Source organism: Parasphingopyxis marina, from assembly GCF_014237875.1.
GTDB lineage: Bacteria > Pseudomonadota > Alphaproteobacteria > Sphingomonadales > Sphingomonadaceae > Parasphingopyxis > Parasphingopyxis marina.
Genome location: NZ_JACJVJ010000001.1, coordinates 945,901 through 972,434 on the forward strand (window position 1 = coordinate 945,901; position 26,534 = coordinate 972,434).

At 64.0% G+C, this 26,534-nt stretch carries 29 protein-coding genes and 1 pseudogene; 19 read left to right on the plus strand and 11 right to left on the minus strand.

The window, feature by feature from the left end; translation table 11 throughout:
• Positions 1–19 precede the first annotated feature (19 nt).
• The 3 genes from rplQ to H6P80_RS04710 all read left to right on the plus strand — a co-directional run bounded on the left by rplQ (position 20) and on the right by H6P80_RS04710 (position 3,382).
• Positions 20–445, plus strand: coding sequence for a 50S ribosomal protein L17 (gene rplQ / locus H6P80_RS04700; RefSeq protein WP_185800163.1), 426 nt, complete (start codon positions 20–22; stop codon positions 443–445).
• 173 nt (positions 446–618) lie between these two features.
• A complete protein-coding gene (locus H6P80_RS04705; RefSeq protein ID WP_235973712.1) occupies positions 619–2,691 on the plus strand; it encodes a prolyl oligopeptidase family serine peptidase in 2,073 nt (690 codons plus the stop codon).
• Between the two features lie 145 nt (positions 2,692–2,836).
• The gene (locus H6P80_RS04710; protein ID WP_185800165.1) at positions 2,837–3,382 is read left to right on the plus strand and encodes a hypothetical protein; all 546 of its coding nucleotides are present in this window, start codon (positions 2,837–2,839) and stop codon (positions 3,380–3,382) included.
• 954 nt (positions 3,383–4,336) lie between these two features.
• On the opposite strand, the pseudogene H6P80_RS16775 reads toward H6P80_RS04710, so the two are convergent.
• Positions 4,337–4,454 (minus strand): annotated as a pseudogene (locus H6P80_RS16775) (methyl-accepting chemotaxis protein); the annotation flags it as partial.
• A 204-nt stretch (positions 4,455–4,658) separates the two neighbouring features.
• Between H6P80_RS16775 and guaA the strand changes: the two are divergent.
• Positions 4,659–6,230: a glutamine-hydrolyzing GMP synthase gene (guaA, locus tag H6P80_RS04720; RefSeq protein WP_185800167.1), complete on the plus strand. Its 1,572-nt coding sequence runs from the start codon at positions 4,659–4,661 to the stop codon at positions 6,228–6,230.
• A 9-nt stretch (positions 6,231–6,239) separates the two neighbouring features.
• Here the strand turns inward: guaA and H6P80_RS04725 are convergent, their stop codons facing one another.
• The gene (locus H6P80_RS04725) at positions 6,240–6,602 is read right to left on the minus strand and encodes a DUF7662 domain-containing protein (RefSeq protein ID WP_185800168.1); all 363 of its coding nucleotides are present in this window, start codon (positions 6,600–6,602) and stop codon (positions 6,240–6,242) included.
• A 61-nt stretch (positions 6,603–6,663) separates the two neighbouring features.
• Here H6P80_RS04725 and H6P80_RS04730 point away from each other — a divergent pair, with 61 nt between their 5' ends.
• Entirely contained in the window at positions 6,664–7,365 is a 702-nt protein-coding gene (locus H6P80_RS04730; protein WP_185800169.1) for an endonuclease III domain-containing protein, read from the plus strand.
• 227 nt (positions 7,366–7,592) lie between these two features.
• The gene (locus tag H6P80_RS04735; RefSeq protein WP_185800170.1) at positions 7,593–8,021 is read left to right on the plus strand and encodes a GNAT family acetyltransferase; all 429 of its coding nucleotides are present in this window, start codon (positions 7,593–7,595) and stop codon (positions 8,019–8,021) included.
• Here the strand turns inward: H6P80_RS04735 and H6P80_RS04740 are convergent.
• Positions 8,018–8,917: a LysR family transcriptional regulator gene (locus tag H6P80_RS04740; RefSeq protein WP_185800171.1), complete on the minus strand. Its 900-nt coding sequence runs from the start codon at positions 8,915–8,917 to the stop codon at positions 8,018–8,020. The two genes, H6P80_RS04735 and H6P80_RS04740, sit on opposite strands and share 4 nt — an antisense overlap.
• A 114-nt stretch (positions 8,918–9,031) precedes the next feature.
• On the opposite strand from H6P80_RS04740, the gene H6P80_RS04745 reads away from it, so the two are divergent.
• From H6P80_RS04745 to H6P80_RS04770, 6 genes are all read left to right on the plus strand, one after another.
• A complete protein-coding gene (locus H6P80_RS04745; protein WP_185800172.1) occupies positions 9,032–9,583 on the plus strand; it encodes a carboxymuconolactone decarboxylase family protein in 552 nt (183 codons plus the stop codon).
• Positions 9,584–9,658: 75 nt separating this feature from the next.
• Positions 9,659–10,123, plus strand: a complete 465-nt coding sequence (locus H6P80_RS04750) for a nuclear transport factor 2 family protein (RefSeq protein ID WP_185800173.1) — start codon at positions 9,659–9,661, stop codon at positions 10,121–10,123.
• Between the two features lie 6 nt (positions 10,124–10,129).
• Positions 10,130–10,726 carry a pyridoxamine 5'-phosphate oxidase family protein gene (locus H6P80_RS04755; protein ID WP_185800174.1) on the plus strand — a complete coding sequence of 199 codons (597 nt, stop codon included), beginning with the start codon at positions 10,130–10,132 and terminating at the stop codon, positions 10,724–10,726.
• Positions 10,727–10,853: 127 nt separating this feature from the next.
• On the plus strand, positions 10,854–11,678 hold the full coding sequence (locus H6P80_RS04760; RefSeq protein WP_185800175.1) for an alpha/beta fold hydrolase: 825 nt from the start codon (positions 10,854–10,856) through the stop codon (positions 11,676–11,678).
• Positions 11,679–11,743: 65 nt separating this feature from the next.
• On the plus strand, positions 11,744–11,983 hold the full coding sequence (locus H6P80_RS04765) for a hypothetical protein (protein ID WP_185800176.1): 240 nt from the start codon (positions 11,744–11,746) through the stop codon (positions 11,981–11,983).
• Between the two features lie 43 nt (positions 11,984–12,026).
• Positions 12,027–12,386 (plus strand): ArsC family reductase, encoded by a 360-nt coding sequence (locus H6P80_RS04770; protein ID WP_185800177.1) that lies wholly within the window; start codon positions 12,027–12,029, stop codon positions 12,384–12,386.
• 77 nt (positions 12,387–12,463) lie between these two features.
• Here the strand turns inward: H6P80_RS04770 and H6P80_RS04775 are convergent, their stop codons facing one another.
• Positions 12,464–13,546 carry an endonuclease/exonuclease/phosphatase family protein gene (locus tag H6P80_RS04775; protein ID WP_185800178.1) on the minus strand — a complete coding sequence of 361 codons (1,083 nt, stop codon included), beginning with the start codon at positions 13,544–13,546 and terminating at the stop codon, positions 12,464–12,466.
• Positions 13,547–13,682: 136 nt separating this feature from the next.
• On the opposite strand from H6P80_RS04775, the gene panB reads away from it, so the two are divergent.
• The 6 genes from panB (at position 13,683) to H6P80_RS04805 (ending at position 18,853) form a co-directional block, all read left to right on the plus strand.
• Entirely contained in the window at positions 13,683–14,552 is an 870-nt protein-coding gene (panB, locus tag H6P80_RS04780; RefSeq protein ID WP_185800179.1) for a 3-methyl-2-oxobutanoate hydroxymethyltransferase, read from the plus strand.
• A gap of 88 nt (positions 14,553–14,640) precedes the next feature.
• Positions 14,641–15,387 carry a tetratricopeptide repeat protein gene (locus tag H6P80_RS04785; protein WP_328804968.1) on the plus strand — a complete coding sequence of 249 codons (747 nt, stop codon included), beginning with the start codon at positions 14,641–14,643 and terminating at the stop codon, positions 15,385–15,387.
• A 20-nt stretch (positions 15,388–15,407) separates the two neighbouring features.
• Positions 15,408–16,724, plus strand: a complete 1,317-nt coding sequence (locus H6P80_RS04790; RefSeq protein WP_185800181.1) for an outer membrane protein assembly factor BamB family protein — start codon at positions 15,408–15,410, stop codon at positions 16,722–16,724.
• Positions 16,725–16,749: 25 nt separating this feature from the next.
• Complete coding sequence (gene der / locus H6P80_RS04795) at positions 16,750–18,111, plus strand: ribosome biogenesis GTPase Der (protein ID WP_185800182.1); 1,362 nt, start codon at positions 16,750–16,752, stop codon at positions 18,109–18,111.
• Positions 18,108–18,323, plus strand: coding sequence for a sulfurtransferase TusA family protein (locus H6P80_RS04800; RefSeq protein WP_185800183.1), 216 nt, complete (start codon positions 18,108–18,110; stop codon positions 18,321–18,323). The genes der and H6P80_RS04800 overlap by 4 nt, the downstream gene beginning before the upstream one ends.
• Before the next feature lie 89 nt (positions 18,324–18,412).
• The gene (locus H6P80_RS04805) at positions 18,413–18,853 is read left to right on the plus strand and encodes an Hpt domain-containing protein (RefSeq protein WP_185800184.1); all 441 of its coding nucleotides are present in this window, start codon (positions 18,413–18,415) and stop codon (positions 18,851–18,853) included.
• 27 nt (positions 18,854–18,880) lie between these two features.
• On the opposite strand, the gene bfr is transcribed toward H6P80_RS04805, so the two are convergent.
• The 4 genes from bfr to H6P80_RS04825 all read right to left on the minus strand — a co-directional run bounded on the left by bfr (position 18,881) and on the right by H6P80_RS04825 (position 21,643).
• Entirely contained in the window at positions 18,881–19,360 is a 480-nt protein-coding gene (bfr, locus tag H6P80_RS04810; protein ID WP_185800185.1) for a bacterioferritin, read from the minus strand.
• A gap of 98 nt (positions 19,361–19,458) precedes the next feature.
• Complete coding sequence (locus tag H6P80_RS04815) at positions 19,459–19,629, minus strand: (2Fe-2S)-binding protein (protein WP_185800186.1); 171 nt, start codon at positions 19,627–19,629, stop codon at positions 19,459–19,461.
• A gap of 50 nt (positions 19,630–19,679) precedes the next feature.
• Positions 19,680–20,939, minus strand: a complete 1,260-nt coding sequence (locus tag H6P80_RS04820; protein ID WP_185800187.1) for a DUF418 domain-containing protein — start codon at positions 20,937–20,939, stop codon at positions 19,680–19,682.
• 29 nt (positions 20,940–20,968) lie between these two features.
• Positions 20,969–21,643, minus strand: coding sequence for a nitroreductase family protein (locus H6P80_RS04825; RefSeq protein WP_185800188.1), 675 nt, complete (start codon positions 21,641–21,643; stop codon positions 20,969–20,971).
• 86 nt (positions 21,644–21,729) lie between these two features.
• Here H6P80_RS04825 and H6P80_RS04830 point away from each other — a divergent pair, with 86 nt between their 5' ends.
• Positions 21,730–22,521, plus strand: coding sequence for a Coq4 family protein (locus H6P80_RS04830; RefSeq protein ID WP_185800189.1), 792 nt, complete (start codon positions 21,730–21,732; stop codon positions 22,519–22,521).
• Between the two features lie 43 nt (positions 22,522–22,564).
• Here H6P80_RS04830 and purL read toward each other — a convergent pair whose 3' ends face one another.
• The 3 genes from purL to H6P80_RS04845 form a co-directional block, all read right to left on the minus strand.
• Positions 22,565–24,766 carry a phosphoribosylformylglycinamidine synthase subunit PurL gene (gene purL / locus H6P80_RS04835; RefSeq protein ID WP_185800190.1) on the minus strand — a complete coding sequence of 734 codons (2,202 nt, stop codon included), beginning with the start codon at positions 24,764–24,766 and terminating at the stop codon, positions 22,565–22,567.
• 61 nt (positions 24,767–24,827) lie between these two features.
• Positions 24,828–25,910, minus strand: a complete 1,083-nt coding sequence (locus tag H6P80_RS04840; RefSeq protein ID WP_185800191.1) for a hypothetical protein — start codon at positions 25,908–25,910, stop codon at positions 24,828–24,830.
• Positions 25,911–26,040: 130 nt separating this feature from the next.
• On the minus strand, positions 26,041–26,472 hold the full coding sequence (locus H6P80_RS04845) for a hypothetical protein (protein WP_185800192.1): 432 nt from the start codon (positions 26,470–26,472) through the stop codon (positions 26,041–26,043).
• Positions 26,473–26,534: the final 62 nt, after the last annotated feature.

Below are 26,534 nucleotides of genomic sequence, written 5' to 3' on the forward strand. Positions count from 1 at the left end.
ACGAACGAAGGAAAAGACAATGCGTCACAGAAAAGCACATCGTAAGCTCAACCGGACGAGCAGCCATCGCCAGGCGATGCTGAAGAATCTGGCCGCCGCGCTGATCAAGCATGAGCAGATCCTGACGACCCTGCCCAAGGCGAAAGAGCTTCGGCCCTATGTCGAGAAGCTGATCACCCTGGCGAAAAGGGGCGGCCTTTCGAACCGTCGCCTCGCCCAGTCGCGGCTGATGGACGAAACCCAGCTCAAGAAGCTTTTCGACGATCTCGCCGATCGCTATTCGGATCGCCAGGGCGGCTATAGCCGGATCATCAAGGCCGGGTATCGTGCGTCGGACGCTGCGCCGATGGCCGTCATCGAACTTGTCGACCGCGACGAAGACGCCAAGGGGCAGGATTCGGGCCCCGTCGAAATGGTCGAGGACTATGAGGATGTGGCCGCCTAACGGCGCCTCACGCATCCCATTCCGGATTTCTTCAAGGGACCGCAGCTGCTAGGCTTGCGGTCCCTTTTTCTTTTGGGGGCTGACCGATGACCCTTGCTCGCCTGGCCTGTCTGCCGCTCCTTTTGCTCGCTACCCCCGCCCTTTCCCAGGCCGCCGCTACAGGATCTTCCTCGATGGACGCTTCGATCGCCTATCCCGAAACCCGCCGCGGCGATGTTGTCGAGGAACAATTCGGGGTTGCGGTCGCCGATCCCTATCGCTGGCTCGAAAACGATGTGCGGACCGATACCGAGGTCCGCGACTGGGTCGCGGCGGAAAATGCGGTGACGGGCGCCTATCTCGAAACGCTGCCGGGGCGCGCGGCGATCACGGCGCGGCTCACCGAATTGTGGAATTACGAGCGCGTCGGCATCCCGGTCGTACGCCAAGCGCGATATTTCTACACGCGCAATGACGGCCTCCAGAACCAGTCTGTGCTTTACGTGCGTCAGGGGCTGGACGGGGAGCCGCGTCTGCTGATCGACCCCAATACATGGTCGGACGACGATGCGACGGCGATGGCCGAATGGGAACCGTCGCCGGACGGCAGCCGCGTCGCCTATGCGATCCAGGACGGCGGCACCGACTGGCGGACGATCCGTATACTCGATGTGGAGTCCGGCCAAACGCTCGACGACGCCCTTGTCTGGGCCAAGTTCACGGGGATCAGCTGGGCCAGGAATGGCTCCGGCTTCTACTATTCGCGCTTTCCCGAGCCGGAGGGCGCCGAGTTCCAGTCGCTGAACATGGACCAGGCGATCTGGTTCCACACCGTCGGCACCGACCAGTCGGCGGACCGGCTGGTCTATGCGACGCCGGACCGCCCCGGGCTCACACATGGCGCCGAAGTCACCGACGATGGCGACTGGCTGGTCATCTATTCGTCGGAAGGTACCGATGATCGTTACGATGTGACAATCATCGGCCTGCGATCGCCGGAGGCGGCGCCGCGGACGATCGTCAGCGGCATGGAGCATAATTGGGACCTTGCCGGGTCGATCGGCGACATCTTCTATTTTCGCACCAATCTGGATGCCCCGCGCGAACGGATCGTGCGGATGGACGTGTCGGGCGACGAGCCCGTCATCAGCGAGGTCATCGCCGAGGATGCGGCGACGCTCGAAAGCGCTTCGCTCGTCGGGGGGCGGATCATCGCCAATTATCTCGTCGATGCGCGCAACGAGGCCCGCGTCCTCGATCTCGACGGCAGTCTGGTGACGATCGTCGAAGTGCCGGGCATCGGCAGCATCGCCGGATTCGAGGGCGGGCTCGGCGATCCGGAGACCTTTTTCGCCTTCACCAGCTTCGCGCGGCCGACGACCATCTATCATTATGACAGCGCTCGCGGCGATGTGACGGTGTTCGCAGAGCCCGAAGTGACGTTCGACCCCGAGGATTATAGCGTCCGCCAGGTCTTCTACGCGTCGGCGGACGGCACGCGCGTCCCGATGTTTATCGTCCACCGCGCCGATCTCGACGCAAGCGCGCCGCATCCGGCGCTGCTCTACGGCTATGGCGGCTTCAACGTTTCGATGACGCCGAGTTTCAGCCCGGCGACCCTCGACTGGATGGAGATGGGCGGCGTCTATGCAGTGGCCAATATCCGCGGCGGCGGCGAATATGGCGCCGAATGGCACGATGCCGGGCGGCTCCGGAACAAGCAGAATGCGTTCGACGATTTCATCGCGGCCGGCGAATATCTGATCCGCGAAGGCATCACCTCGCGCGAGCAGCTGGCGATCCGCGGCGGATCGAATGGCGGGTTGCTGGTCGGCGCGGTCGTCAACCAGCGGCCCGACCTCTTCGCCGCCGCGCTGCCCGCGGTCGGCGTTATGGACATGCTGCGCTTCGACCGGTTCACGGCCGGGCGCTTCTGGGTCGACGATTATGGCTATCCGGACCGCGAAGAGGATTTCCGCGCGCTCTACGCCTATTCGCCCTATCACAATATTCCGGAAACCGGCGACTATCCGGCGATCCTTGTGACGACGGCGGACACAGACGACCGCGTCGTGCCGGGCCACAGCTTCAAATATGCGGCCGCGCTCCAGCATGCCGATCTCGGGGATCGCCCGCACCTGATTCGGATCGAAACCCGGGCCGGGCACGGCTCCGGCCGGCCCACCAGCCAGCTCATCGCCGAATATGCAGACCTCTGGGCCTTTATCGGGCACTGGACGGGACTGGCAGTTCCTGGGCACGAATAGCCCGGCTTTCCGCCATTTTTATTGTTCATGAAAATAGCATTTTAGATTAACGGCGCCCTACAGGCGAGTTCAGACCGGGCTCAGCGCGGCCTCCCTATAAAGCCATCAGTTCTTCGGGAACTGCGTGCATGAAAGGAGCCACGTGATGAATATTCTTGGAAAAACCCTGATGGGTGCAACTGCCGCCACCGCGCTGGCCGTGGCTGCTCCGGCCCAAGCTCGCGACAATGGCGGGATCGACGGCGAGGACGTTCTCGTCGGCGCCCTGATCCTCGGCGGTGTCGCCGCCGTGATCGCGGCCGTGTCGGACAATGACGACGATGATCGCTATGAGCGCCAGGCGCGTTACGACCCGCGTTACGACCGGCGCAACACCCGGCCCAATAACGGGTATAACAACGGCTATTACCGGCAGCAGAATCTGACGCCGCGTGCCGCCGTCAACCAGTGCGCGACCGCCGCCCAGCGCCGTGCGTCGCAATATGGCCGGGCCCGGATCACGGAGATCACCGATATCGACCGGGATCGGAACGGCTATGACGTCGAAGGCCGGCTCGTGGTCAACGAGGGCCGGTGGAACAATGGCGGACGCCGCTGGAACGCCGGCTATAACAATGTCGACAATGGCCGCTTCTCCTGCCGGATCCGCTACGGCCAGGTCGAACGGGTCCGCATCCGCGGCATCGACTAAGCCTGACGGCCAGCCAATGAAAAGGGCAGGGCGTGGAACTCCGGTTCCGCGCCCTCTCTTTTTGTCCGGTTCAGGGGAAAGGCTAGGCGGCCTTGGTCTGCTTCTCGCCGGCGGCGATCGCGGCAAGGATTTCGGTTTCGCTTTTCACCTGCTGCTCGATCACGCAGCGCAGGCCCAGCCCGTCGAAACCGTTGTACGGCAGCGCCTTGGCAATCGCCCTGGCCGAACGGTCGGTCGAGATAACGCCGCTTTCCTTGCCCTCGACATCGTAGCGCTGGTTGAACGGCGCGCCCCAGGACGAGCTGACGACATGATCCTGGTGATCGATGATGCTGACCTTGGTGTGATCCATCTCGGGATCGCTGTAGAGCCGGCCGTCGGAAATCAGGAGCCGGATCTGGGTCTCGAAATCGAATTCCAGATACAGCACGCCGGTCGGTCGGCGTGCGCCCGGATCTTCGGGCCACAGGCTGGCGACGTAGATCAGCACTTCGCGATCGTTGGAATAGGGGTTTTTCCATACCGCGTCGGTTTTCCAGAAACCGCGCTCATTGGTGTTCAGCGCCTCGCTGAATTGCACTTCGCCCTTGAAATGATGGGTTCGGATGCTCGCCTGCTCGTTCGCGCTGGCGACCACCCTGCCATCGGCATTCACGATGAAGGCGTTGATGTAGAAAGGCGAAATGCTGACCTGGTGCTTGAGCCGCTTGAGCGCCGCCGCAAGGCTTTGCTCGTCGCCGATCTCGGTCGCCGCGATCACGCTGGGGTCAGAGGCGAGCATCTTGAGATCCAGGCTGCGCGCGTAGAGATTGCGGGTGATATTCTGAATTACCGACTGGGCGACATTGCCGAGCCTTTCGCCTTCGATCTCCGCGACCAGCGAATCAGCGATTTCGGCGCCCCGCGCGAGGCGATCGAGCACATCGGCGCGGAAGGAGGCCGCATTGTTGCTGGCCTGGCTGGCAAGCGCCTTCACCTCCTGCGCAACGACCGCAAAGCCGCGACCTGCCTCGCCGGACCGTGCGGCCTCGATAGTGGCGTTGAGGGCAAGCAAGCGCGTCTGGCCGGCGATGGCTTCACCTTCGCTGGCATAATCCTGCACTTCGTCGCGCAGATTGTTGAGCAGATGGCGAATTCGTCTTGGCATCCGAATAACCTGTCCTGTGCGCCGCCTCTCTATCCCGCTATTGGTTAACAGGCCGTTTGTGCGAGACGGAAACCCCCGGATTTTCGGCCTCGGCTGGACAGAATCGCCGGCGCTGATTATTCCCCCGCAATGACGATCCAGCCTTCAGAAACCATCCTCATCGTCGACTTCGGAAGCCAGGTAACCCAGCTTATCGCCAGGCGCGTTCGCGAAGCCGGCGTCTATTCCGAGATCGCCCCCTTCAACAGTGCCGAAGAAGCGTTCAACCGTCTGAAACCCAAGGGAATCATCCTTTCGGGTTCGCCGGCCGGCGTGCCCGAGGAAGGCAGCCCCCGGGCGCCGGAAATCCTGTTCGAAAGCGGCCTGCCGATCCTCGGCATCTGTTACGGGCAGCAGGTGATGACCCACCAGCTGGGCGGCGAGGTGCGGCCCGGCCATGAAACCGGCGAGGGCGGAGAATTCGGCCGCGCCTTCCTGACCGTGACCGAGGAATGCGTGCTGTTCGACGGGCTCTGGAAGATCGGCGACCGCCACCAGGTCTGGATGAGCCATGGCGACAAGGTGACGCGTTTTGCCGAAGGTTTCCGCATCGTCGCGACATCGGACGGCGCGCCCTTCGCGTTGATCGCCGACGACGAACGCCGCTATTACGGCACGCAATTTCATCCGGAGGTCGTCCACACGCCGGACGGCGCACGGCTGATCGCCAATTTCGTTCGCCATGTCTGCGGCTGCGCGGGCGACTGGACGATGGCCGAGTTCAAGGCCACCAAAATCGCCGAGATCCGGGAGCAGGTTAGCGACGGAAAGGTGATCTGCGGTCTGTCGGGCGGCGTCGACAGCGCGGTCGCGGCGGTGCTGATCCATGAAGCGATCGGCGAGCAATTGACCTGCGTCTTCGTCGATCATGGCCTGATGCGGATGAACGAGGCCGAGCAGGTCGTGAGCCTGTTCCGCGATCACTACAACATCCCGCTCGTCCATTGCGATGTCGAAGAGATGTTCCTGTCCGGGTTGGCCGGCGAGACCGATCCCGAAAAGAAGCGCAAATTCATCGGCAAGACCTTTATCGACGTGTTCGAGGAAGAGGCGCGCAAGATCGGCGGCGCGGATTTCCTGGCCCAGGGCACGCTCTATCCCGATGTGATCGAAAGCGTCAGCTTCACCGGCGGGCCCAGCGTCACCATCAAATCGCACCACAATGTCGGCGGGCTGCCCGAGCGCATGAACATGCAGCTCGTCGAGCCGCTGCGCGAGCTCTTCAAGGACGAAGTGCGCGCGCTCGGCGTCGAGCTCGGCCTGCCCGAAGCCTTTGTCGGCCGCCATCCGTTCCCGGGCCCCGGCCTTGCGATCCGCATCCCCGGCGAAGTGACCAAGGAACGCTGCGACATATTGCGCAAGGCCGACGCGATCTACCTGGAGGAAATCCGCAACGCCGGGCTGTACGATGCGATCTGGCAGGCCTTCGCCGTGCTGCTGCCCGTGAAAACGGTCGGCGTGATGGGCGACGGGCGCACCTATGACAATGTCTGCGGGCTCAGGGCGGTGACCAGCACCGACGGCATGACCGCCGACGTCTATCCCTTCGATGCGAGCTTCCTCACCGCCACCGCGACCCGCATCGTCAACGAGGTGCAGGGCATCAACCGGGTGGTGTACGATTATACGTCGAAGCCGCCGGGGACGATTGAGTGGGAGTGATTTTCGGCGCTAGCCGCGGATATGCACTTCGATACAGTCTACGGGCACTCCAAATTGCTTTGCGAGACCGCTCTTGGCTTGAGCAATACTCAACGGCTGGATGGTCGCCTCATCCGCAGATGCTTCGCATTTTCTAACGAACCGTACCAACTCTCGGCTCATATCCACGTTAGTCGTTTCCCAACCAACGCCTTGCCAAGCGAGGTTTTGAGATCCTTGTCCGTCGGTTCGATTAGCCCACCACGGTCGGTGACTGTAGGCGCTGTCAGGTAGATCGCCGTCGATCATATCGCCAATCTGATTGAACGAAAGCTCGACTTCATTATCTTCGTAATCAGCCAAAAAGCGTGTGAGAGGTGCATATTTTGACATCAGAAACTCCTTATATCGCGCGATGAATGTATACTATAAGTATAGTATAAGGTCAAGCGCTTTGCAACTCCCCCTCGGCCCGGACCCGCGCACCGAAACGCTCCAACGCACGCACGACCTGCTGATCGCCTATTTCGGTCGCGTCGTCCGTCCGCCGGAGAAGCGGCGCTCGCCCGAATGGACGCTCGTCCAGGGCGTGATCGGGGCGCGGACGAAGACGATCCATTCGAACCGGTCGGCCGACGCGATGCTCGCGCATTTCGGGTCTTGGGACGCGGTCGCGGCGGCATCGGAGGCGGACCTGCTGCCGTTCCTCGAAACCGCCACCTTTCCCGAACTGATGGCCGAGCGGCTCAAGGCGTGCCTCATGGAAATCGCCGCGCAGCGCGGCGAGGTCGATCTGCGGCATCTTTCCAACCTGCCGACCGAAGAGGCGATGGACTGGCTCGAAAGCCTGCCGGGCGTCGCCCGCAAGATCAGTGCGCAGGTGATGAACGCCAGCAGCTTCAATCGCCCGGCGCTCGTCATCGACACCAATCACCGCCGCGTCATCCAGCGCATGGGCCTCGTGCCCGATAGGGCCGATACGGCGCGGGCCTATGACACGCTGATGCCGCTCCTCCCCGCGGACTGGTCGGCCGAAGATATCGACGAGCATCACCTGCTCGTGAAGCGCGTCGGCCAGCGCTTCTGCCGCCCGAAAGCGCGCCATTGCGGCGCCTGCCCCGCGCGCCCCGAATGCAGGGCCGGGAGGGCGGGCTGAACGCGCCGCACCCTGATCTTCGTGCTTCAAATGTTGGAAAATCTGGCATAGCCCGGTTGCAAAGCGGAAAGGAGTGCGGACGGCATGAGAGGGCAGCGGAGATCGCAGGACGCGGCGTTTGTGCGCGCTTTTTGTCAACTTGTTCAGCCGTTCGTTCTCGAAGATGAACAGCGAGGGCCGAATACCCCCGGCCTGTGTCAACCAGTGTCAACCGGCGCGGGAACCGCGTGAGTCGCGGCGCCGATCCGGATAGCGCCGTCGCGCTGGAAGCCGACCGGGATGCGGTCGTCGCGCTGTGGCGCGCCTGCGGGCTGACGCGCCCGTGGAACGATCCCGTGGCCGATTTCGATGCCGCCATCGGCAATGCGACGTCCGACATCCTGCTGTTTCGCGACGGCGATGGGCTCGTCGCGTCCGTCATGGTCGGTTTCGACGGGCATCGCGGCTGGGTCTATTATCTCGCCGTCGATCCCGCACGCCGCCGCGAGGGCGTGGGCCGGCGGATGATGGATGCGGCCGAGACATGGCTGCGCGAGCGCGGCGCGCCCAAGATCCAGCTGATGGTGCGCAGCGACAATATCGAGGCGGTCGCCTTTTACGAGGCGCTGGGGCTGGAGCGGCAGGAGGTCGCGACCCTGGGGCGCAGGCTCGGCTAATCTTGCGCCAGCCGGGCGCGCAGCCGCGGCGTTGCGAAATCGAGAAAGGCGCGGATTTTGACGGGCGCGCGCTCCTGCCCCGCGCGCACGAGATGGATGGGCCAGGGCGCGGGTTCCTCGTCCTCGAGCAGCAGCACGAGCCGGCCGTCGCGCACGGCGTCGGCGCATTGATAGGAGAGCAGACGGACAATGCCGGCGCCCGCGATACACGCATCGACCGCGGCCTCGGCCGAGTTGACCGTCAGCCGCGCCGATACCGGCACCGACCGTTCGGCCCTGTCCGTACCGAAATCCCACTGCCCCGGCGGGCCGAGGCTGCTGAAGGCAATCGCCCGGTGATCGGCGAGCGCCGCGATCGTTTCGGGCGTGCCGCGATCTTCGAGATAGCGCGGCGCGGCGCACAGCACGCGCCGCACTTCGCCGACACGCGTCGCGACCATCGTGCTGTCCGGCAGGTCGCCGATGCGCAGCGCGAGATCGATATGATCGTCGAGCAGGTGCGCAAGGCGGTCGGCGAGCAGCATGCGGACGTCGATATCGGGATAGGCGGCGAGGAAATCGGCGACGACCGGCGTCATGTGCAGCCGCCCGAAGGCGAGCGGTGCGGCGAGAATCAGTTCGCCGCGCGGCGCGACATATTCGCCCGCCGCCGCGCGCTCTGCCTCGTCCACATCGTCGAGGATTCGTCCACACGCGGCGCGATAGCCTTGGCCGGCCTCGGTCAGCACCAGGCTTCGCGTCGTCCGGTTGAAGAGCCTCGTGCCGAGATGGGTCTCGAGGTCGGCGATCCGGCGACTGACGGTCGCGAGCGGGATACCGAGCCGCCGCCCGGCGGCCGAAAGGCTGCCGCATTCCGCGACGTCCAGAAACAGCGCCATGGAGTCGAGACGGTCCATGATTATCTCGTTTTATGGAAGGATAATTATCAAATTTGCCGTCTAATCTTGTGAAATGGAAGTGTCTAGGTCTCTCCGCGTCACCCCGAACAGCTTTTCAGAAAGGCCAAGACAATGTCCCGTATCCCCACCCCCGCCACCATCGCCGACGCACCCGACGCGGCGCGCCCGCTCCTCGAACAGGTCGAGAAGCAGCTCGGCCAGGTGCCGAACATGTTCCGCCTGATCGCCAACAGCCCGGCCGCGCTTGACGGCTATCTGAGCCTCTCCGGCGCGCTCGCCAAAGGCAGATTGACGGCCGCGACGCGCGAACGGATCGCGCTCGCCGTCGCCGAGGTCAACGGCTGCAGCTATTGTCTCTCGGCGCACAGCTATCTCGCCAGGAACCTCGCCAAGCTCGACGATGCGGAGATCACCGCCAACCGCAGCGGTGCCTCGAACGATCCCAGGGCCGATGCCGCCGTACGTTTCGCCGCGGAGGTCGCTCGCGAGCGCGGCCATGTCAGCGACAACGATCTGCGCGCCGTCAAGCTTGCCGGCTATGACGACGACGAAGTGATCGAGATCGTCCTGCATGTCGCGCTGAACAGTCTCACCAATTACGTCAACGAGGTCGCGACCACCGATATCGACTTCCCTGCCGTCTCCGTCCGTCAGGCCGCCTGACGGAAAGCGAGCAGCCGGCGGCGCCCCCTCGCAACCCCGCTGCCGGCTGCCCCACCCCGTTGAAGGGAGAATGTGATGAATCGCCCGCCGCTGCCCCCGTTCACGCGGGATACCGCCACCGAGAAGGTGCGAATGGCCGAAGACGCCTGGAACAGCCGCGACCCAGCCCGGGTCGCGCTCGCCTATTCTCCCGATAGCCGTTGGCGGAACCGCTCCGAATTCGTCGAAGGCCGGGCGGCGATCGAGGCTTTCCTGACGCGCAAATGGGAGGCCGAGCACGAATATCGGCTGATCAAGGAGCTCTGGGCGTTCGAGGGCAGCCGCATCGCCGTGCGCTTTGCGTATGAATCGTGCGACGGGACGGGTCGATGGTTTCGCAGCTATGGCAACGAGAATTGGGAGTTCGACGCCGACGGGCTGATGCGGCGGCGGATCGCCAGCATCAACGATCTGGAGATCGACGAAAAGGACAGGCTGTTCCATTGGGCGCAGGGTCCGCGTCCCGAAGGCCATGCCTCGCTTTCCGAACTCGGACTGTAACAGGCGATGGACGTTCCCAGCGACATCGCGTTCACGCCGACTGTCAAGGCTATGCAGGCGCGGTTCGGATCGCGTGACGCCTATGCGCGGATGGAAGAGAAGGGCGGCTGGCGGACCGAAATCACCGAGGATCTTGCGGCTTTCATCGCCGAACAGCGCAGCGTCTTCCTCGCCACCGCGACGACCGACGGCCAGCCTTATATTCAACATCGCGGCGGCCCGCCCGGTTTCCTCGCCATACTCGACGAACGCACGATCGGCATGGCCGATTTCTCGGGCAATCGGCAATATATCACGCTCGGCAATCTTGCCGACAATCCCAAGGCCTATCTGTTCCTGATCGACTATGCGAACCGTCGCCGAGTTAAGATCTGGGGCGAGGCGCGCTTCGTGGAGGATGACGCGCTCGAAACGCAGTTGATGCCCGACGGTTACAAGGCCAAGGCCGAACGCGTCCTGCTGTTCACCGTCAAGACGTGGGACACCAATTGCCCGCAGCATATTCCCCAGCGTTTCGAGGCCGCAGACATTGCCGCGGCGCTTGCCGAGCGCGACGAGCGGATCGCGATGCTCGAAGCCGAAATCGCAGCGCTCAAACCCTAGACGGCGACCGGTCGCCGTCTCCGCAAGCCCCGACGGTTGCGCATTTTCGATGCGCGGCTGTCACGAAATTCGAATAAACTGACCTTCGCGGAGGGATTGCGACTCCAGCGAACGAAAGGAAGAGCCCATGCCTGTTGTGACCACCAAAGACGGCGTCGAGATTTTCTACAAGGATTGGGGCGAAGGCCAGCCCATCGTGTTCAGCCATGGCTGGCCGCTATCGGCGGACGATTGGGATCCGCAGATGATGTTTTTTCGAAGCCAGGGGTTTCGCGTGATCGCGCACGACCGGCGCGGCCATGGCCGTTCGAGCCAGGTCGATGGCGGGCATGACATGGATCATTATGCCGACGATCTTGCAGCGCTTACCGAACATCTCGACCTTCGGGACGCGGTCCATGTCGGTCATTCGACGGGCGGCGGCGAGGTCGTCCATTATATCGCGCGTCACGGCGCCGGCCGGGTCGCCAAGGCGGCGATCATCGCCGCGGTGCCGCCGCTGATGATGAAGACCGACGCCAATCCCGGCGGGCTTCCCAAGGAGGTTTTCGACGATTTCCAGGCGCAGGTCGCCGGTAACCGGGCGCAATTCTATTACGACGTGCCTGCCGGGCCTTTCTACGGGTTCAACCGCGAAGGCCGCGAGGCCCAGCCCGGCATCGTCTGGAACTGGTGGCGCCAGGGCATGATGGGCGGGGCCAAGGCGCATTATGACGGCATCGTCGCCTTCTCGCAGACCGATTTCACCGAGGATCTCAAGGCGATCGAGGTGCCGGTGCTGGTGATGCACGGCGATGACGACCAGATCGTGCCCTATGCGGATTCCGCGCCGCTCTCGGCCGAACTGCTGCCGAACGGCATTCTGAAGACCTATCCGGGATTTCCGCACGGCATGCCGACGGTAGAGGCCGAGACGATCAACGCCGATCTTCTGGAATTCATCCGGGGCTAGCTTCGCCGCGCCGCCGCCCGGACACAGGACTTGAGGCGACCGGGGCGGCGGCGTAACGAGCGGCCATGAAAGTCCGCTACCGCGTCATTCACAAGCGCAAGACCATCTGGCAGGCGCTGCTCCAGGGGCGTACCTGGACCGATTGGTACGTCGCCCAGCGGCGCGGCTGGTTCGGCTGGCGGACGCTGGGAATTTTTCCGACGGTCGGCGAGGCGGAGAGCGCCTGTGCCGATCATGCCGGCGGCGAATTGCTTGACGACGGCGGCCGGATCGTCTCGGAGTTCACGCGGCGCGACGAAGACTGATTCTCCGGTCCGGATTTATCGCGGATAACGAAAGAAAAGTATCATGGCGCTCACCCTTTACGGCATCCCCAATTGCGACACGATCAAGAAGGCCCGGCTGTGGCTGGAAAAGCGCGGCGTCGTCTATGGCTTCCACGATTACAAGAAAGCCGGGATCGACGAGGCCAAGCTGAAGGAATGGTCGGCCGAAGTCGGCTGGGAAACATTGCTCAACCGCCGCGGGACCACCTTTCGCAACCTGCCGGACGAGCATAAGGCGCATCTCGACGAGGATATCGCCTTCACGCTGATGATCGCCAATCCCTCGCTCATCAAACGGCCGATCCTCGAAAGCGAAGGGCCGCTGCTCGTCGGCTTCAAGTCGAGCGAATATGAGGAAATCGTCGAGGCAATCGGCGCCTAGGGAGGACGGTCACGGTCAGCTACTGCCTATGGAAGGGCGCCGCCTCCTGAGGGGCCTCAAGTTCGGTTGATTTCCGCTTATTCGCCTTCGCGCCGGTCCGCGATCACGTCTTCGCGATAGCTGTCCATAATATCCGCATAGTCGCCGAAATCCTCGGCCGTGGCCCCCTCGGCCTCGTTCAGGGCTTCGCCGGTGCCCGGAACGAGACAGATTTCGGCATGGACGGGAAGGTGATCGGAGCCCACTGGCTCGCCGGTCTCGAGGGCGGAAAGCGCGAATTCCTCCGAGAAGAAAAGATGGTCGAGCGGCCAGCGAAAGGCCGGCCAGCTGGCCGGGTAGGTGGCGTAGAAGCCCCGGCCGATACGCGGATCGACGAATTCGCCGAGCCTGCGAAACAGCTGCGACGTCCGCGACCAGCCGACATCGTTGAAATCGCCGAACGCGACCGCGGGCAGTCCGGTCGACTGGATGCGGCGCGCGGCGATGGCCAGTTCCGCATCGCGTTCCTCGGTATCCTGTCCGGGATGCGGGGGGCGCGGATGCAGCGCCGCGAAGCGGAACGGCCGCCCGGATCGCGTGCGCGCGACGCCGTGGATGGAGGGTGTGCCCGGCTCGGCCAGATTCTCGATCCGCCCGCCGGCCACCGGCAGGTTGGTCGCGAAGATCATGCCATATTTGTTCGGCAGCGGCGCATCGAAGCGCTGGCCGAAACCGCTCAGCAAGGGATCGAGTTCGCGCTGCCAGGTGCGGTCGGTTTCCATGAGGAGCAGCATGTCGGGCGCGGTTTCCTCGATCAGGCGGCGGGTACGGCCATAGTCGCGATTGTCCTGTAGTACGTTCAGGCTGAGCAGCGTGAAGCAGTGATCGCGGCGCTCGGCCTCGGTGAGGGCGATCCTTTCGGCCTCGACCGGGGCAAAGCGCGTATAGGGGAAGATAAACCAGAGCTGGTAACCGAGCGCGGCGACGAGCAGGCCGACTATCGGCCAGCGTCCGCGAAACGGCAGCGCGATCAGCGCCAGCAGGGCGAGCGCGCCGAGTGCGAATATGATGAGGCGCGGAAAATCCCAGACCCGGATCCACCACTGGTTCGACGGAAAAGCGCCGAGCAGCGATACCAATATCGCGAGCCCTGCAACGAGCATCGCCGCCCCTGTTGCCACTCGCCGCCAATCTATCCGCACGTCTTTTCTTTCCCCTGGTTCGCTATCCTAACGCATATCGGATGGAATAGGGTCCACAAGCCCGGGCCTGCGGCAATGCTAGCCAAGCGCGCCGGTCGCGGCTAAAAAACCGGCCATGTCCACGACCTATACGCTCGACACCAAGACGGACCGCGCCCATCCGACGCCCAAGCCGATGAAAAGGCTGACGGTGCCGGCGATCCGCGACCGCAAGACCGACGGCAAGGGCGGCGAGCCGCTCGTCATGCTGACGGCCTATACCGTGCGCATGGCGCAGATTCTCGATCCGCATTGCGATATCCTGCTGGTCGGGGATTCGCTGGGCCAGGTGATTTACGGGCTGGATTCGACGATTCCGGTCAGCCTCGACATGATGATCGCCCATGGCGCGGCGGTGGTGCGGGGCAGCTATCACAGCGTCGTCACCGTCGACATGCCGTTCGGCAGCTACGAGGCGAGCCCGGATCATGCGATCGCCTCGGCGACGCGGATCATGAAGGAAACCGGCGCGGCCGCCGTGAAGATGGAAGGCGGCGAGGCGATGGCCGAAACCGTCGCGTTCCTCACCGCGCGCGGCATCCCGGTGATGGGCCATGTCGGGCTCACCCCGCAGGCGGTGAACATTCTGGGCGGGCACAAGGTGCAGGGCCGCGACGATGCGACGGCGGCGAAGGTTCTTGCCGATGCCAAGGCTATCGACGAAGCGGGCGCCTTCGCGCTCGTCATCGAAGGGGTGCTCGAGCCGATCGCGGTCGATGCGACGCGGGCGGTATCCTGTCCCACCATCGGCATCGGTGCCTCGGCCCAGTGCGACGGGCAAGTTCTGGTGATCGACGACATGCTCGGCATGTTCGATCGCGTGCCCCGTTTCGTGAAGAAATATGACGACCTCTCGACCCGGATCGAGGATGCGGTGAAGCACTATGCAGAGGGCGTTCGCAGCCGCAGCTTCCCGGGCATCGAACAGACCTATCAACCGAAATAGCGGCGGCTGCGAAGTCGCGCTTTCCCTCAAGGCGACGCGCCGCTAAGGTCCGCCGCCAAAGCGAGTTTGGAGACGTAAATTGGCCATTGTGCCGCAAGACAATTCCGCGTTCATGCGCGAAGTCGACGAGCAGGTCCGCAAGGACCAGGCGACCCAGTTCTGGGCGCGCTGGGGCGTGTGGCTCGTCGGGCTGGTTATGGCCGGGCTGATCGCCTTTGGCGGCTGGCTCTACTGGAACCATTCGCAGACGGTCGCGGCCGAAAACGAAGTCGAACAGCTTTCGCAGCTCCTTGAAGAGATCAGCAGCGGCAATACGGACAATGCCGATGCCGTGCTGGCAACGCTTGTCCAGTCGGGGCGCCCCGGCGTGCGCGCGGAAGCGCTGCTGACCCAGGCGGCGCTCGCGCTCCAGGACGGGCGGGACGCCGAAGCGGTGCAGATCTATGCGACGCTGGCGGGCGATACCGGCCTGCCGCAGCAGTTTCGCGATCTCGCGCTGATCCGCCAGACGGCGGTCGAGTTCGAAAATATGGAGCCGCAGGCGGTGATCGACCGGCTGGCGCATCTCGCGGTGCCCGAGAGCCCGTGGTTCGGCAGCGCCGGCGAATTGACGGCGATCGCGCTGATCAACAAGGGCGAGCGGCAGGCGGCGGGCGAAATGTTCGCGCAGATTGCCAGCGAGGACAATGCGGGTACGGTCCCAGAAACGCTCCGTATAAGAGCGGTTCAGATGGCCGGTGTATTGGGTGTCGATGCGGTTCCCGACGAGCCGATCGAAATGCAGCTTCCGCCATCCGCGGCGGCGCAGGCGGCTGCACCCGGTACGGCGCCCTAAACGGTAGAGGATTGAGTTTCATGAAGCGTATTTTGGTAATTCTCGCCGCGGCCTTGCCGCTTGCCGGTTGCGGCCTGTTCGGGGGCCGTGACGATGCGACGCCGACGATTGGCAACCGCACCCCGATCCTGGCGGCCGAGAATGAGATCCAGGCCGACCCCCAGATCGCTTCGGTTCCCGTCGTCCTGCCGCCCGCCACCGCCAATGCCGGCTGGGAACAGCCCGGGGGCAGCGCCAGCAAGGCGCTCGGCCATCTCGCGCTCAGCGCGGCGCCAAGCCGCGCCTGGTCGACCTCGATCGGTTATGGCGGCAGCGGTCGCGCGCGGCTCGCCGCAGCGCCGGTCGTCAGCGGCGGCCGGGTCTATACCATGGATGCCGAAGCGACCGTGCGCGCCTTCGACGCCGAAACCGGCTCCGAACTCTGGTCGACGAATTTCGGCACCGAGATCGACGGCGAGCCGGCCCTGTTCGGCGGCGGCGTCAGCGTATCGGGCGACCGGCTCTTCGTGACCAACGGCGTGGGCTATGCCGGCGCGCTCAACGCCGCGGACGGCAGCGTCATCTGGAAGGTGCGCCCCGGCGGCCCGCTGCGCGGCGGCCCGACCATCGCCAACAACAACGTCTATGTGCTTTCCCAGGACAACCAGATTTTCGCGCTCAATCCGCTGGACGGCGAGCAGCGCTGGACGGTTTCGGGAACGCTCGAAGTCTCCGGCGTGTTCGGCGTCGCCGCGCCCGCCGCGGCGCAGGGCACGCTCGTCGCCGGTTTCTCCTCGGGCGAGTTGATCGCCTATCGCTATGAGAACGGCCAGATCGTCTGGCAGGATTCACTGAATCGCACGAGCATATCGACCTCGGTGTCGACGCTGTCCGATATCGATGCGAGCCCGGTCGTCGCCGACGGCTTCGTCTATGCCGTGGGGCAGGGCGGACGCATGGTCGCGCTTCGCCTGATTACCGGTGAGCGTATCTGGGAAGTGAATGCGGGCGGCCTCGCTACGCCGTGGATCGCCGGCGACTGGATGTTCGCGGTGACCGACGATGCGCGGCTCGTGGCGATCGCCCGCGCCAATGGCCGGGTCCGCTGGATCACGCAGCTGCCGCGCTACCGCGACGAGGAAGATCGCAAGGGCCCGATCTTCTGGCGCGGGCCGGTGCTCGCGGGCGGCCAGCTGGTGCTGGTGTCGTCGCGCGGCCATATCGCCTATGTCGATCCGGCGCTCGGCACGGTGCGGAGCATGGATAGGGTCGGCGAGGGCTTCGAACTGGCCCCGGTCGTTGCCGGCAACACTCTCTATCTGATCGATAGCGAGGGCGAACTTAGCGCCTGGCGCTAACGTCCAAGAGAAAGGCGCAGGAGCCATGGCGCGGCTGCCCGTTATTGCGATTGTCGGCCGCCCGAATGTCGGCAAATCGACGCTGTTCAACCGGCTGGTCGGCAAGAAGCTCGCGCTTGTCGATGACATGCCGGGCGTCACCCGCGATCGGCGGGAGGGCGATGCGCATCTTTTCGGGCTCGATTTCCGCGTCATAGATACCGCCGGCTATGAGGAAGACGATGCCGCGACCCTGCCCGGCCGGATGCGCCAGCAGACCGAGCGCGCGGTCGCCGATGCCGATGCCGCGCTGTTCCTGTTCGATGCCCGTGTCGGGCTGACGCCGCTCGACGAGGAAATCGCGCGCTGGCTGCGCGGCACCGATCGGCCGGTCGTGCTCGTCGGCAACAAGGCCGAAGGCCGCGCCGGCGAGGCGGGGCTCTATGAAAGCTTCAGCCTCGGCCTTGGCGAACCGATAGCGATCAGCGCCGAACATGGCGAAGGCATGGCCGATCTGTTCGGCGTGCTTCAGCCGCATATCGAGGCGGCGGAAAGCGAAAACCCCGATGACGAAGCGGAGGAGGACGAAAACGGCCCGCTGAAGCTCGCGATCGTCGGACGGCCCAATGCCGGCAAGTCGACGCTGATCAATGCGATGCTCGGGGACGACCGGCTGATCACCGGGCCCGAGGCGGGGATCACGCGGGATTCGATTTCGGTGCCCTGGGAATGGCGGGGGCGGCCGGTCGAACTCATCGATACCGCGGGTATGCGCAAGCGCGCCAAGGTGCAGGACAAGCTGGAAAAGCTGTCGGTTGCGGACGGTCTGCGCGCGGTGGATTTCGCCGAGGTCGTGGTTATGATGCTCGATGCGACCAAGGGGCTGGAAGCGCAGGATCTGAGGATCGCCGACCGCGTGATCGAGGAAGGCCGCGCGCTCGTGATGGCGATCAACAAATGGGACGTGGCGCAGGATCGCAAGGAGCTGTTCGAAGGAATCCGCGTCGCGCTGGACGAGGGGCTGGCGCAGATCCGCGGGGTGCCGCTAATCGCGATCTCGGCGATGACGAAAAAGGGCATCGACGAACTGATGGAAACCGCGTTCGCGACGCGCGAGGCCTGGTCGCGCCGGGTCACGACCGGGGAGCTCAACCGCTGGTTCCGCGCGGCGATCGAGAAAAACCCGCCGCCCGCGCCCAAGGGCCGGCGGATCAAGCTCCGCTACGTGACCCAGGCGCGCACCCGCCCGCCCAGTTTCGTGCTGTTCGGCACCCGGGTCGATCAATTGCCCCAGAGCTATGAGCGCTATCTGCTCAACGGTATCCGCCGCGATCTCGGTTTTGGCGGGGTGCCGGTGCGGCTCACCATGCGCGCCCCGAAAAACCCCTACGACACCCCGAAGGAATGAGCGGGGCGGGCGTCGATATCGATGCGCGCGGTCTCAAATGTCCGTGGCCCGCGCTCAGGCTCGCGCGCACGATGCGAACGGCCGAGAGCGCGGTAATCGTCGCCGACGATCCGCTCGCTCCCCGCGAGATCGCCGCGCTGGCCGCAGAACGGGGCTGGACGGTCGGGCCCTGCGCCACCGCGATCGGGCCGGGTTGGCGGGTTTTTCGCTAGCCGGCCTTCGCCGTCCCTTTCCAGTAAACGCATTGTTAACGCTCATTGGCTAGTGAGTGATCTGGGTTTTCGCTGAAAGGGAGCGGTTTGTGTCGTTCCAAGAACAAGAACTGATCGACTGGGATGAATTTAACGCCGTGCGCGAGCAGCTCGGCGCCAATTTCGCGAAAATTATCCTGTATTTCCGCGAAGATGGTATCAAGTCCGTCGAGGCTATCGAACAGGCTATGCAGGCCAAGATCAGCGTTGCTCTGGTCGTTCCCGCGCATACGCTGAAGGGCGAATCGCTGCAGTTCGGCGCGACGCCGCTGAGCGCGCTCGCCGAAAAAATCGAAATGACGGCGCGTCACCTGGTCGAGATCCAGCAGACGCCGGAACAGCTTATCCCGGAAGCGGCACAGCTCCGCCCGATGTTCGAAGCGACGCTCGATGCGCTGGAACGCGCGACCAATCCGCTGGTCCAACGCCGCAGCGAAGGCGGCGGTTTCGGCGCCAAGGGTGCCACCAACCAGAAGTTCGGCCGCCTCTAGGCAAGGGCCGTACCCAGTTCGAAAAATCTAGCCTTCGGCCGGTTCCGACTGGAGCTGGCAGTAATTTTCGATGCCCATGCGCTCGATCATGTCGAACTGTTCTTCCAGCGTATCGACATGCTCTTCCTCGCTTTCGAGGATCTCGGAAAACAGATCGCGGCTCACATAGTCGCGCACCTTTTCGCAATGCTCGATCGCGTCGCGCAGCATGGGAAGGGCTTCTTCCTCCAGCTCCAGGTCCGCCTTCAGGACTTCCTCGACCGTTTCGCCGATGCGCAGCCGGCCGAGCAGCTGGAAATTGGGTAGCCCGTCGAGGAACAGGATGCGTTCGGCGAGCTTGTCGGCATGTTTCATCTCGTCGATCGATTCTTCGTACTCGAACTTGGCGAGCTTCTTGATGCCCCAATTGTTGAGCATCCGATAATGCAGGAAATACTGGTTGATCGCGGTCAGCTCGTTCTTGAGCGCCTCGTTCAGAAATTCGAGAACCTTCTCGTCGCCCTTCATGCCGCGTCTCCTTTGTCAGCCACGCGCACTATAGCGCAGTGACAGGAGTCGGGAAAGGCCGAAACCCGCAGTTTTCCTATGGTTTTAGGGTGTTCCTGCTACGCAGTTGCAGTTTCGGACTGGATGATCTGACGTGCGAACGAGACGCATTGACCGCAACGCGCCTTGCACCCCATCTTGGCATAGGCCGAGGACGGGGTCTGCGCGCCCTTGTGGACGGCGGCGCGAATATCTTTTTCGCGAATCGCATTGCAGATGCAGACAACCATGTGCCGTAAATAGGGCTATTGAGACTAAGTCGCAATAGGAACTGTTCGGGTCATCGATTTTTTCGTATCGGCTGCAACTGCCGCCGCGCGAGGCTGCGCCACAGCCATTCGAGCGGCCCGTAGCGGAAATGGTCGAGCCAGGGCTTCGACCAAAGCAGGATCGCGGCCCAGACGCCGAGCACGACCAGGTAGAGCGGCGCGCGGCCGAGTTCGCCGTAAAGGCCCAGGCCATAGCCGTAGAAGATCGTCGTACAGATCAGGCTGGTGCCAAGATAGTTGGTGAAGGCGGCGCGCCCGGCGGCGGCGATCCGCGCCATCAGTGCGCTCTCCTGCGCGCTCTTCACCCAATAGAGGATTAGCGCGGCATGGGCGGCAATCAGCGGCGGGTTGGCGATCACCTGCAGGGTGGAATCGTAAAAGAAGATCGCGACCGGATCGAAACCGGCGCGCATCAACAGCAACGCCAGCCCGATTTGCAGGGGCAGGCCGATCAGATAGCCGATCCGCGCGATCCGGGCATAGGCGGCCGCGCGCCATTCGCCGGTCAGGAAACCGCTTTTCAGCCCCGCCATGCCGGCGAGCATCAGCCCCAGCGTTTCGGGCGCGGCAAAGCCGTTGGCGGCGATCGGTTGCCAGAAATCGGGCCCGGTCCGCTCGGCGAGGATACCGAGATAGCCGCCCTGAAATAGCGCCAGTTCACGCGCGAGCTCGACCGGCGGCAGCGGGCCGATGGCTTCGGCGATCGATGTCCATGCCGCGATCGTATCGGCCTCGGCGCCCGGGGCGGCAGCGGCCCGGGCCAGCGTCCAGATGCTGTGCGTCGCCACGCCCACCAGCGCCGCCTGGGCGCCGATCAGCACAAGGCCGAGCGTGAGCAGCTTGTGCGTTTCCATGTTGCGGAACAGGAAGGCAATCATGCCGACCACCGCATAGAGCATCAGGATGTCGCCGAACCAGATCCCATAGGCATGGATCACGCCGAAGAAGAGCAGCCAGCTCATCCGCTGATAATGGGTAAGGACGGGGCTTTCGCCCCGGGCCTCGGCGCGCTGCACAACGAGCAGCATGGAGGCGCCGAACAGCAGCGAGAAAAGCCCGCGCATCTTGCCGTCGGCGAGCACGAAATTGGTCGCCCAGACGGCAAGGTCGGCGGGTCCGGGATCGCCATAGGCGAGCGGGTTCATATAGGCCTGGAAGGGCATGGCGAAGGCAACGATGTTCATCAGCAGGATGCCCATCACGGCGATACCGCGGATGACGTCGAGGCTTAGATGACGGCTGTCGATCAGCGCGGACCGCGTATCGGTCATAGTGCCTCCTTCGCTGGCGGAGCGAACAGCTAGAGCCAGCTCGCAATCGCGTCGAGCGGTTTCTTGCTCAGCGCGTGGACGGGCACCCTGGCCTCCGTCGCGGCCTTTCCCGCGACGATGATCATCACCGGCTTCTCGGCCGCCGGCCGTTCGCAAACCTCGTTCAGGAATTTCATCGGATTGGGCGTGTGGGTCAGCGTCGCAAGGCCCGCATCGTGGAGCGCCGCGATCAGGAAGCCGCAGGCGATGCCGACCGATTCGGTAACATAATAATTCTGCTTGTCGTCCCCGGGATTGGGACCGCCGCGCCGCTGCGCGAAGACGGTGATCAGCCAGGGCGCGGTTTCCAGATAGGGCTTCACCTCGTCGGTACCGAGCGGGCCGAGCGCTTCCAGCCACTCGGCGCTCGCCTTGCCGGCGTAAAATTCGCGCTCCTCGGTTTCGGCCGCTTCGCGGATCGCCGCCTTCTTCTCGGGCGAGGAGACGACCGCGAAATGCCAAGGCTGGTGATTGGCGCCGCTCGGCGCCGAACCCGCCGCAAGGATCGCCTGTTCGATCACTGCGCGGGGCACCGGCGCGGCGCTGAAATCACGGCATGTGCGACGGGTTTTGAGATGCTCGTAAAATGCCTCGGCGCGCGCGATGCGCTCGGCGTCGGAATAGTCGGGAAGTACGGCATAGGGGAGGGTGGCGGGATCGGTCATGGCCTCGCTTAGCGCCATGGCCGCATCAGGCAAAGGGTTGACGCTCCACTATTGACATTAATGTCAGTAATAGGCATTTGGCGCCCATGGACATGCAGCATGACTTTGTCGCCATGCCGGTGCCGGTGCATCCGGACCGGCCGACGCCGAAATTCCGGCCGCTATTGGCGCTCAAGCATTTCCGCGCGCTCATCAAGGACAAGGAAAACACCGAGCATGTTTTCCATATCTTCGAAGCCTTGCCCCGCAAGAGCTTCCGCGACGATGCCCGCGCCTTCGGCGAAAGCGAACAGGGCCGCGCCGTTTTCGTGCAAGAACGCTATCTGCCGGACCTGCTCGACGATCATGAACGGCTGCGGGCGATGCCAAAGGGCAGCGTCGCCCATGCCTATTGCGATTTCATGGAACGCGAAGGGCTGAGCGCGGCCGGGCTGGTCGCCGAGGCGATGAAATTCAACGCCGATCGGCATGACGACATGATCGAATGGTATGGCGCGCGCAATCGCGACACCCACGATCTCCTCCATGTCCTTACCGGTTATGGCCGCGATCCGCTCGGCGAACAGTGCGTTCTCGCCTTCACCTATGGCCAGGACCCGTCACTGGGGCATCTGTTCATCGGCTATGCGGGCGGACTCAACGTCAAACATACGACGAAGACCAGGGCGCCGATCCTGCGCGCGATTACCGAGGCCAAGCGCCTCGGCAAGGCTTGCCCGCGGATCAGCGAGGAATCGATCACCGACCTGCTCGCCCAGCCGCTTGAGGATGTGCGCAAGCGGTTCAACATCGGAGAGCCGCGCCTGTATCGGGAGGCGCACCGCATCCTGCGCGAAGAAGGCCATGATCCCCATGGAGTCATGGAAAAGGCCGCCTAGGCGGTAGAAGCGGCGTTTCCCCGCGCAGCGCGGGGAGCCGGAATTACCGTTCCATCAATTCGGTGAAGAAGCTGTCGTTCGCGGTGCGAAGGTCGGCGAGCGATACCGTCGCGCCCGGTAGAGACAGCGCATCGCCGACCGTCGCACCGACCGGCGCGACGAAGATCCCGGCGTCTTTCGCCCGGGCTACAAGCGCCTCCGGATCGCGCGTCGTCACGACATAGCGGCCCTGGTCTTCGCCGAAGAGGATCGCCGCGGGATTGGGCGCATCGGGCAGGGTCAACTCGGCGCCGATATCGCCGGCCAGGGCCATTTCGGCCAAGGCGACGAGCGCGCCGCCGTCCGATACGTCATGAACGGCCGTTACCGCCCCATCGGCCACCAGTGCGCGGACGAAATCGCCATGGCGTTTCTCGATATCCAGGTCGACGGGCGGCGGCGGGCCTTCCTCGCGGCCATGGCATTCGCGCAGCCACAGCGATTGGCCGACATGACCCGCGCTGTGGCCGATGATGACGATCGCCTCGCCCTCCGCCTTGAACGCTATCGTCGTCATAAGGTCTATGTCGTCTAGCAGGCCGATGCCGCCGATGGCGGGCGTCGGCAGTACCGGCGTCGCCTTGCCGTCGGCATCGGTCGTCTCGTTGTAGAGCGAGACATTGCCCGAAACGATCGGCATATTGAGCGCCAGGCAGGCTTGCGCCATGCCTTCGATACAGCCGACGAACTGCCCCATGATCTCGGGCTTTTCGGGGTTGCCGAAATTCATGCAGTCGGTCGTCGCCAGCGGCTTCGCGCCGACCGCGGTGAGGTTGCGATAGCATTCCGCGATCGCCTGTTTGCCGCCTTCGACCGGATCGGCCTTGCAATAGCGCGGCGTGCAATCGGTGCTGATCGCGAGGCCCTTGCTGGTGCCATGAACGCGGATCACGGCCGCATCGCCGCCCGGGCGCTGGATCGTGTCGGCCATGACCGTGTGATCATATTGTTCCCAGATCCAGCGGCGCGAGGCGAGATCGGGCGAGGCCATGAGCGTGAGCAGGTCCGCGCCGATATCGCCGCTTTCGGGAATGTCGGCCAGCGGAGCCGACGGTTGCGTCGGGACGTGCGGGCGATCGTAATTGGGCGCGTCGGCGGCGAGCGGGCCGAGCGGGATGTCGCAAACGGTTTCGCCCCCGAAGGTCAGCACCATGTGCCGGGTATCGGTGACCTCGCCGATCACCGCGAAATCCAGTTCCCATTTTTCGAAAATCGCCCGGGCCATGTTTTCGCGGCCGGGCTTCAGGACCATCAGCATCCGTTCCTGCGATTCCGAGAGCATCATCTCATAGGGCGTCATGCCCTCTTCGCGGCACGGCACCTTGTCCATGTCGAGGATGATGCCGACCTCGCCATTGGTCGCCATCTCGACCGACGAGCTGGTGAGCCCCGCCGCGCCCATATCCTGGATAGCGACGATCGCGTCGGACGCCATCAGTTCGAGGCAGGCCTCGATCAGCAATTTCTCGGTAAAGGGATCGCCGACCTGCACGGTGGGCCGCTTGTCCTCGCTGTCCTCGTCGAACTCGGCGGATGCCATGGTCGCGCCGTGGATGCCGTCGCGGCCGGTTTTCGATCCGACATAGACGATCGGATTGCCGACGCCGCTGGCGGCCGAATAGAAGATTTTGTCGGTATCGGCGATGCCGACCGTCATCGCGTTGACGAGGATGTTGGTGTCATAGGCCGAATGGAAATTCACCTCGCCCCCGACCGTCGGCACGCCGACGCAATTGCCATAGCCGCCAATGCCGGAGACAACGCCCGAGACAAGATGGCGCGTCTTGGGATGGTCCGGGCTGCCGAAGCGCAGCGCGTTCATATTGGCGACCGGCCGCGCGCCCATCGTGAACACGTCGCGCAAAATGCCCCCGACCCCGGTCGCGGCGCCCTGATAGGGCTCGATGTAACTGGGGTGGTTGTGGCTCTCCATCTTGAAGATCGCGGCCTGGCCGTCGCCTATATCCACGACGCCCGCATTTTCACCCGGGCCGCAAATCACCTGGGGGCCTGTCGTCGGCAGTTTCTTCAGGTGGCGGCGCGAACTTTTATAGCTGCAATGCTCGGACCACATGACCGAGAAGATGCCGAGTTCGACGATATTGGGTTCGCGATCCAGCGCGGCGAGGATGCGTTCATATTCGTCGGGATTGAGACCATGCTCGGCGACGATTTCGGGGGTGATCGCAGGGGAAGAATCGGCCATGCGCGCGCGATAGCCGAGGCTCCGGCGACGCGCCAGTCCCGTTATCCCCGATCCGCCGTTGCTAGTTGATCGTCAGGGTCGAGGGCGAGCGTTCGAGCGCGTCGCTGGCCGTCTGCAGGGCGATCAGCTGGGTGATCAGGCTGATCACCTGGCTCGATCGGTTGCGCGGCCGCTGGCCGGGATTGGCCGGTTCGACGAAAAAGCTCTGCCCCTCGTGCGAGACGTGGATCGCATGGCCGCCGGCCGGCGCGCTGTTCGGCACGCGGAAGACGATGTCGCCGCCCGGGGTGCGCATTTCCCCGCCGCCCGATCGCAGGATTTCGCCCAGATAATAGATCACGCCCTCCACCGAACGCAGCTCGTAATCGTCGGGCGAGAGCGCCGTCACGGCGCAGCCGGTGAGGCGCGAGGAACCCGAAAGCGTGATGTTCAGCGTTTGCTGGGAGCGCTGGAAGACGTCGAAAATCGCCTTGCCCTCATCGTCCCGCCGCACCGTCACCCGGTAATCGTCGGTAAGATTTTCAAGCACCATGCCGAGGCTTGTCGCCTGATCCGCGCCCATGCTGATGATCGGTTCGTTGGTGTTGCCGCCATCGGTCGTTTCGAAGCCGAGGCCGAAGGTCTGGTCGGGATCGAGATAGAGACGGTCCGGATTGCGGTCTTCGTCGCCCCGAAGATCGTTATAATAGGTGATGCCGCCGCAGGAGACGCTCTCGACGAGCAGGGCCGCGAGCAGGTTTTCGTTCCACCCCTGGCTGAGGAACAGCGCCACGACATTGGGCTCCACAGGCCGCAGGATGCCGGTCGCGAAATCCGCGGTGTTGAGCGGGATGATCTGGAAGCTGGGCGCGGATCGCACCGAAACCCCGATTTCCGCACCGCCGTCGATATCGTCGATAATGCCGCTGAGATCCGCCCCTGCCGTTCCCTCGATAGCCAGATTTCCACTGACTGAGCTGAGCGCCGAATAATGGGTCGGCTCGCCGCGGCTGGCGCGCACGATGTTGAGCAGGATCATCTCGTTCGATGTGTCCGCGATAACCCGGTTATAGTCGGTGGCGAATTCCGTCATCGGCGTCCGCATCGAGGCGCAGCCGGTAAGCGTGGTGGCCATGGCCGCTGCGGCGGCAATCCAGTGTTTCATCGATCAGCCCCTCTTTTTCCCGCTCTCGATCTAGAACGGGGGGAGGGGCCAAGGCAAGCGCTGCGCCCATGAAAAAGGGGCCGGCGGCGAAAACGCTACCGGCCCCGATGAAAGGTTTGAAACGAACGGGTTAGGCGTTGCAGCGCTGCAAGCTTCCGCCCGGCCGGGCAAACTGGATGCTCGGTGCATCGCTGGCGCCGACGACCCGGTAGCCTTCGCCGGCATAGCTCGGCACGGCCGGGGCTTCGGCGGCTTCTTCGCCGTCTTCTGCCGTGGCTTCGTTGGGAAGAAGGGTCTCGGGACCGGTTTCGTCGAGCCGGACACCGACCTGCGTGTCGTTGGTGTAGAAGCTGACATGGACGAGGCTGTTGTCGGCGCAGCGGAAGCTGGTTTCGCGGACGCGCATCGGCGGGAGTTCCGCCGGATCGAGCGCCGCGATTTCGTCGGCGTTCGGATCGGCCATGCCGCCGACAACTTCGGGTTCTTGGGACTCGCCGCAAGCGGCAAGGGTGAGGAGCGCCGCTAGGGATGCGGCAGCGAGGGGGGTTTTTGATATGTGCATAGTAGCTGCGCTTCTCGCGGCTGCAGCAAAATTCGTCAACACTGTTTTTATGACGTTTCGAT

Excerpts from the sequence above, each read along its gene's own strand:
- H6P80_RS04745 (WP_185800172.1), top strand. The coding sequence starts at position 9,032 with ATGTCCCGTATCCCCACCCCCGCCACCATCGCCGACGCACCCGACGCG.
- der (WP_185800182.1), top strand. The coding sequence starts at position 16,750 with ATGGCGCGGCTGCCCGTTATTGCGATTGTCGGCCGCCCGAATGTCGGC.
- H6P80_RS04830 (WP_185800189.1), top strand. The coding sequence starts at position 21,730 with ATGGACATGCAGCATGACTTTGTCGCCATGCCGGTGCCGGTGCATCCG.
- purL (WP_185800190.1), bottom strand. The coding sequence starts at position 24,766 with ATGGCCGATTCTTCCCCTGCGATCACCCCCGAAATCGTCGCCGAGCAT.
- H6P80_RS04750 (WP_185800173.1), top strand. The coding sequence starts at position 9,659 with ATGAATCGCCCGCCGCTGCCCCCGTTCACGCGGGATACCGCCACCGAG.
- H6P80_RS04755 (WP_185800174.1), top strand. The coding sequence starts at position 10,130 with ATGGACGTTCCCAGCGACATCGCGTTCACGCCGACTGTCAAGGCTATG.
- H6P80_RS04840 (WP_185800191.1), bottom strand. The coding sequence starts at position 25,910 with ATGAAACACTGGATTGCCGCCGCAGCGGCCATGGCCACCACGCTTACC.
- H6P80_RS04710 (WP_185800165.1), top strand. The coding sequence starts at position 2,837 with ATGAATATTCTTGGAAAAACCCTGATGGGTGCAACTGCCGCCACCGCG.
- H6P80_RS04725 (WP_185800168.1), bottom strand. The coding sequence starts at position 6,602 with ATGTCAAAATATGCACCTCTCACACGCTTTTTGGCTGATTACGAAGAT.
- H6P80_RS04740 (WP_185800171.1), bottom strand. The coding sequence starts at position 8,917 with ATGGACCGTCTCGACTCCATGGCGCTGTTTCTGGACGTCGCGGAATGC.
- H6P80_RS04825 (WP_185800188.1), bottom strand. The coding sequence starts at position 21,643 with ATGACCGATCCCGCCACCCTCCCCTATGCCGTACTTCCCGACTATTCC.
- H6P80_RS04815 (WP_185800186.1), bottom strand. The coding sequence starts at position 19,629 with ATGGTTGTCTGCATCTGCAATGCGATTCGCGAAAAAGATATTCGCGCC.
- H6P80_RS04845 (WP_185800192.1), bottom strand. The coding sequence starts at position 26,472 with ATGCACATATCAAAAACCCCCCTCGCTGCCGCATCCCTAGCGGCGCTC.
- H6P80_RS04760 (WP_185800175.1), top strand. The coding sequence starts at position 10,854 with ATGCCTGTTGTGACCACCAAAGACGGCGTCGAGATTTTCTACAAGGAT.
- H6P80_RS04790 (WP_185800181.1), top strand. The coding sequence starts at position 15,408 with ATGAAGCGTATTTTGGTAATTCTCGCCGCGGCCTTGCCGCTTGCCGGT.
- H6P80_RS04770 (WP_185800177.1), top strand. The coding sequence starts at position 12,027 with ATGGCGCTCACCCTTTACGGCATCCCCAATTGCGACACGATCAAGAAG.
- H6P80_RS04705 (WP_235973712.1), top strand. The coding sequence starts at position 619 with ATGGACGCTTCGATCGCCTATCCCGAAACCCGCCGCGGCGATGTTGTC.
- H6P80_RS04820 (WP_185800187.1), bottom strand. The coding sequence starts at position 20,939 with ATGACCGATACGCGGTCCGCGCTGATCGACAGCCGTCATCTAAGCCTC.
- H6P80_RS04800 (WP_185800183.1), top strand. The coding sequence starts at position 18,108 with ATGAGCGGGGCGGGCGTCGATATCGATGCGCGCGGTCTCAAATGTCCG.
- H6P80_RS04765 (WP_185800176.1), top strand. The coding sequence starts at position 11,744 with ATGAAAGTCCGCTACCGCGTCATTCACAAGCGCAAGACCATCTGGCAG.
- panB (WP_185800179.1), top strand. The coding sequence starts at position 13,683 with ATGTCCACGACCTATACGCTCGACACCAAGACGGACCGCGCCCATCCG.
- bfr (WP_185800185.1), bottom strand. The coding sequence starts at position 19,360 with ATGAAGGGCGACGAGAAGGTTCTCGAATTTCTGAACGAGGCGCTCAAG.
- guaA (WP_185800167.1), top strand. The coding sequence starts at position 4,659 with ATGACGATCCAGCCTTCAGAAACCATCCTCATCGTCGACTTCGGAAGC.
- rplQ (WP_185800163.1), top strand. The coding sequence starts at position 20 with ATGCGTCACAGAAAAGCACATCGTAAGCTCAACCGGACGAGCAGCCAT.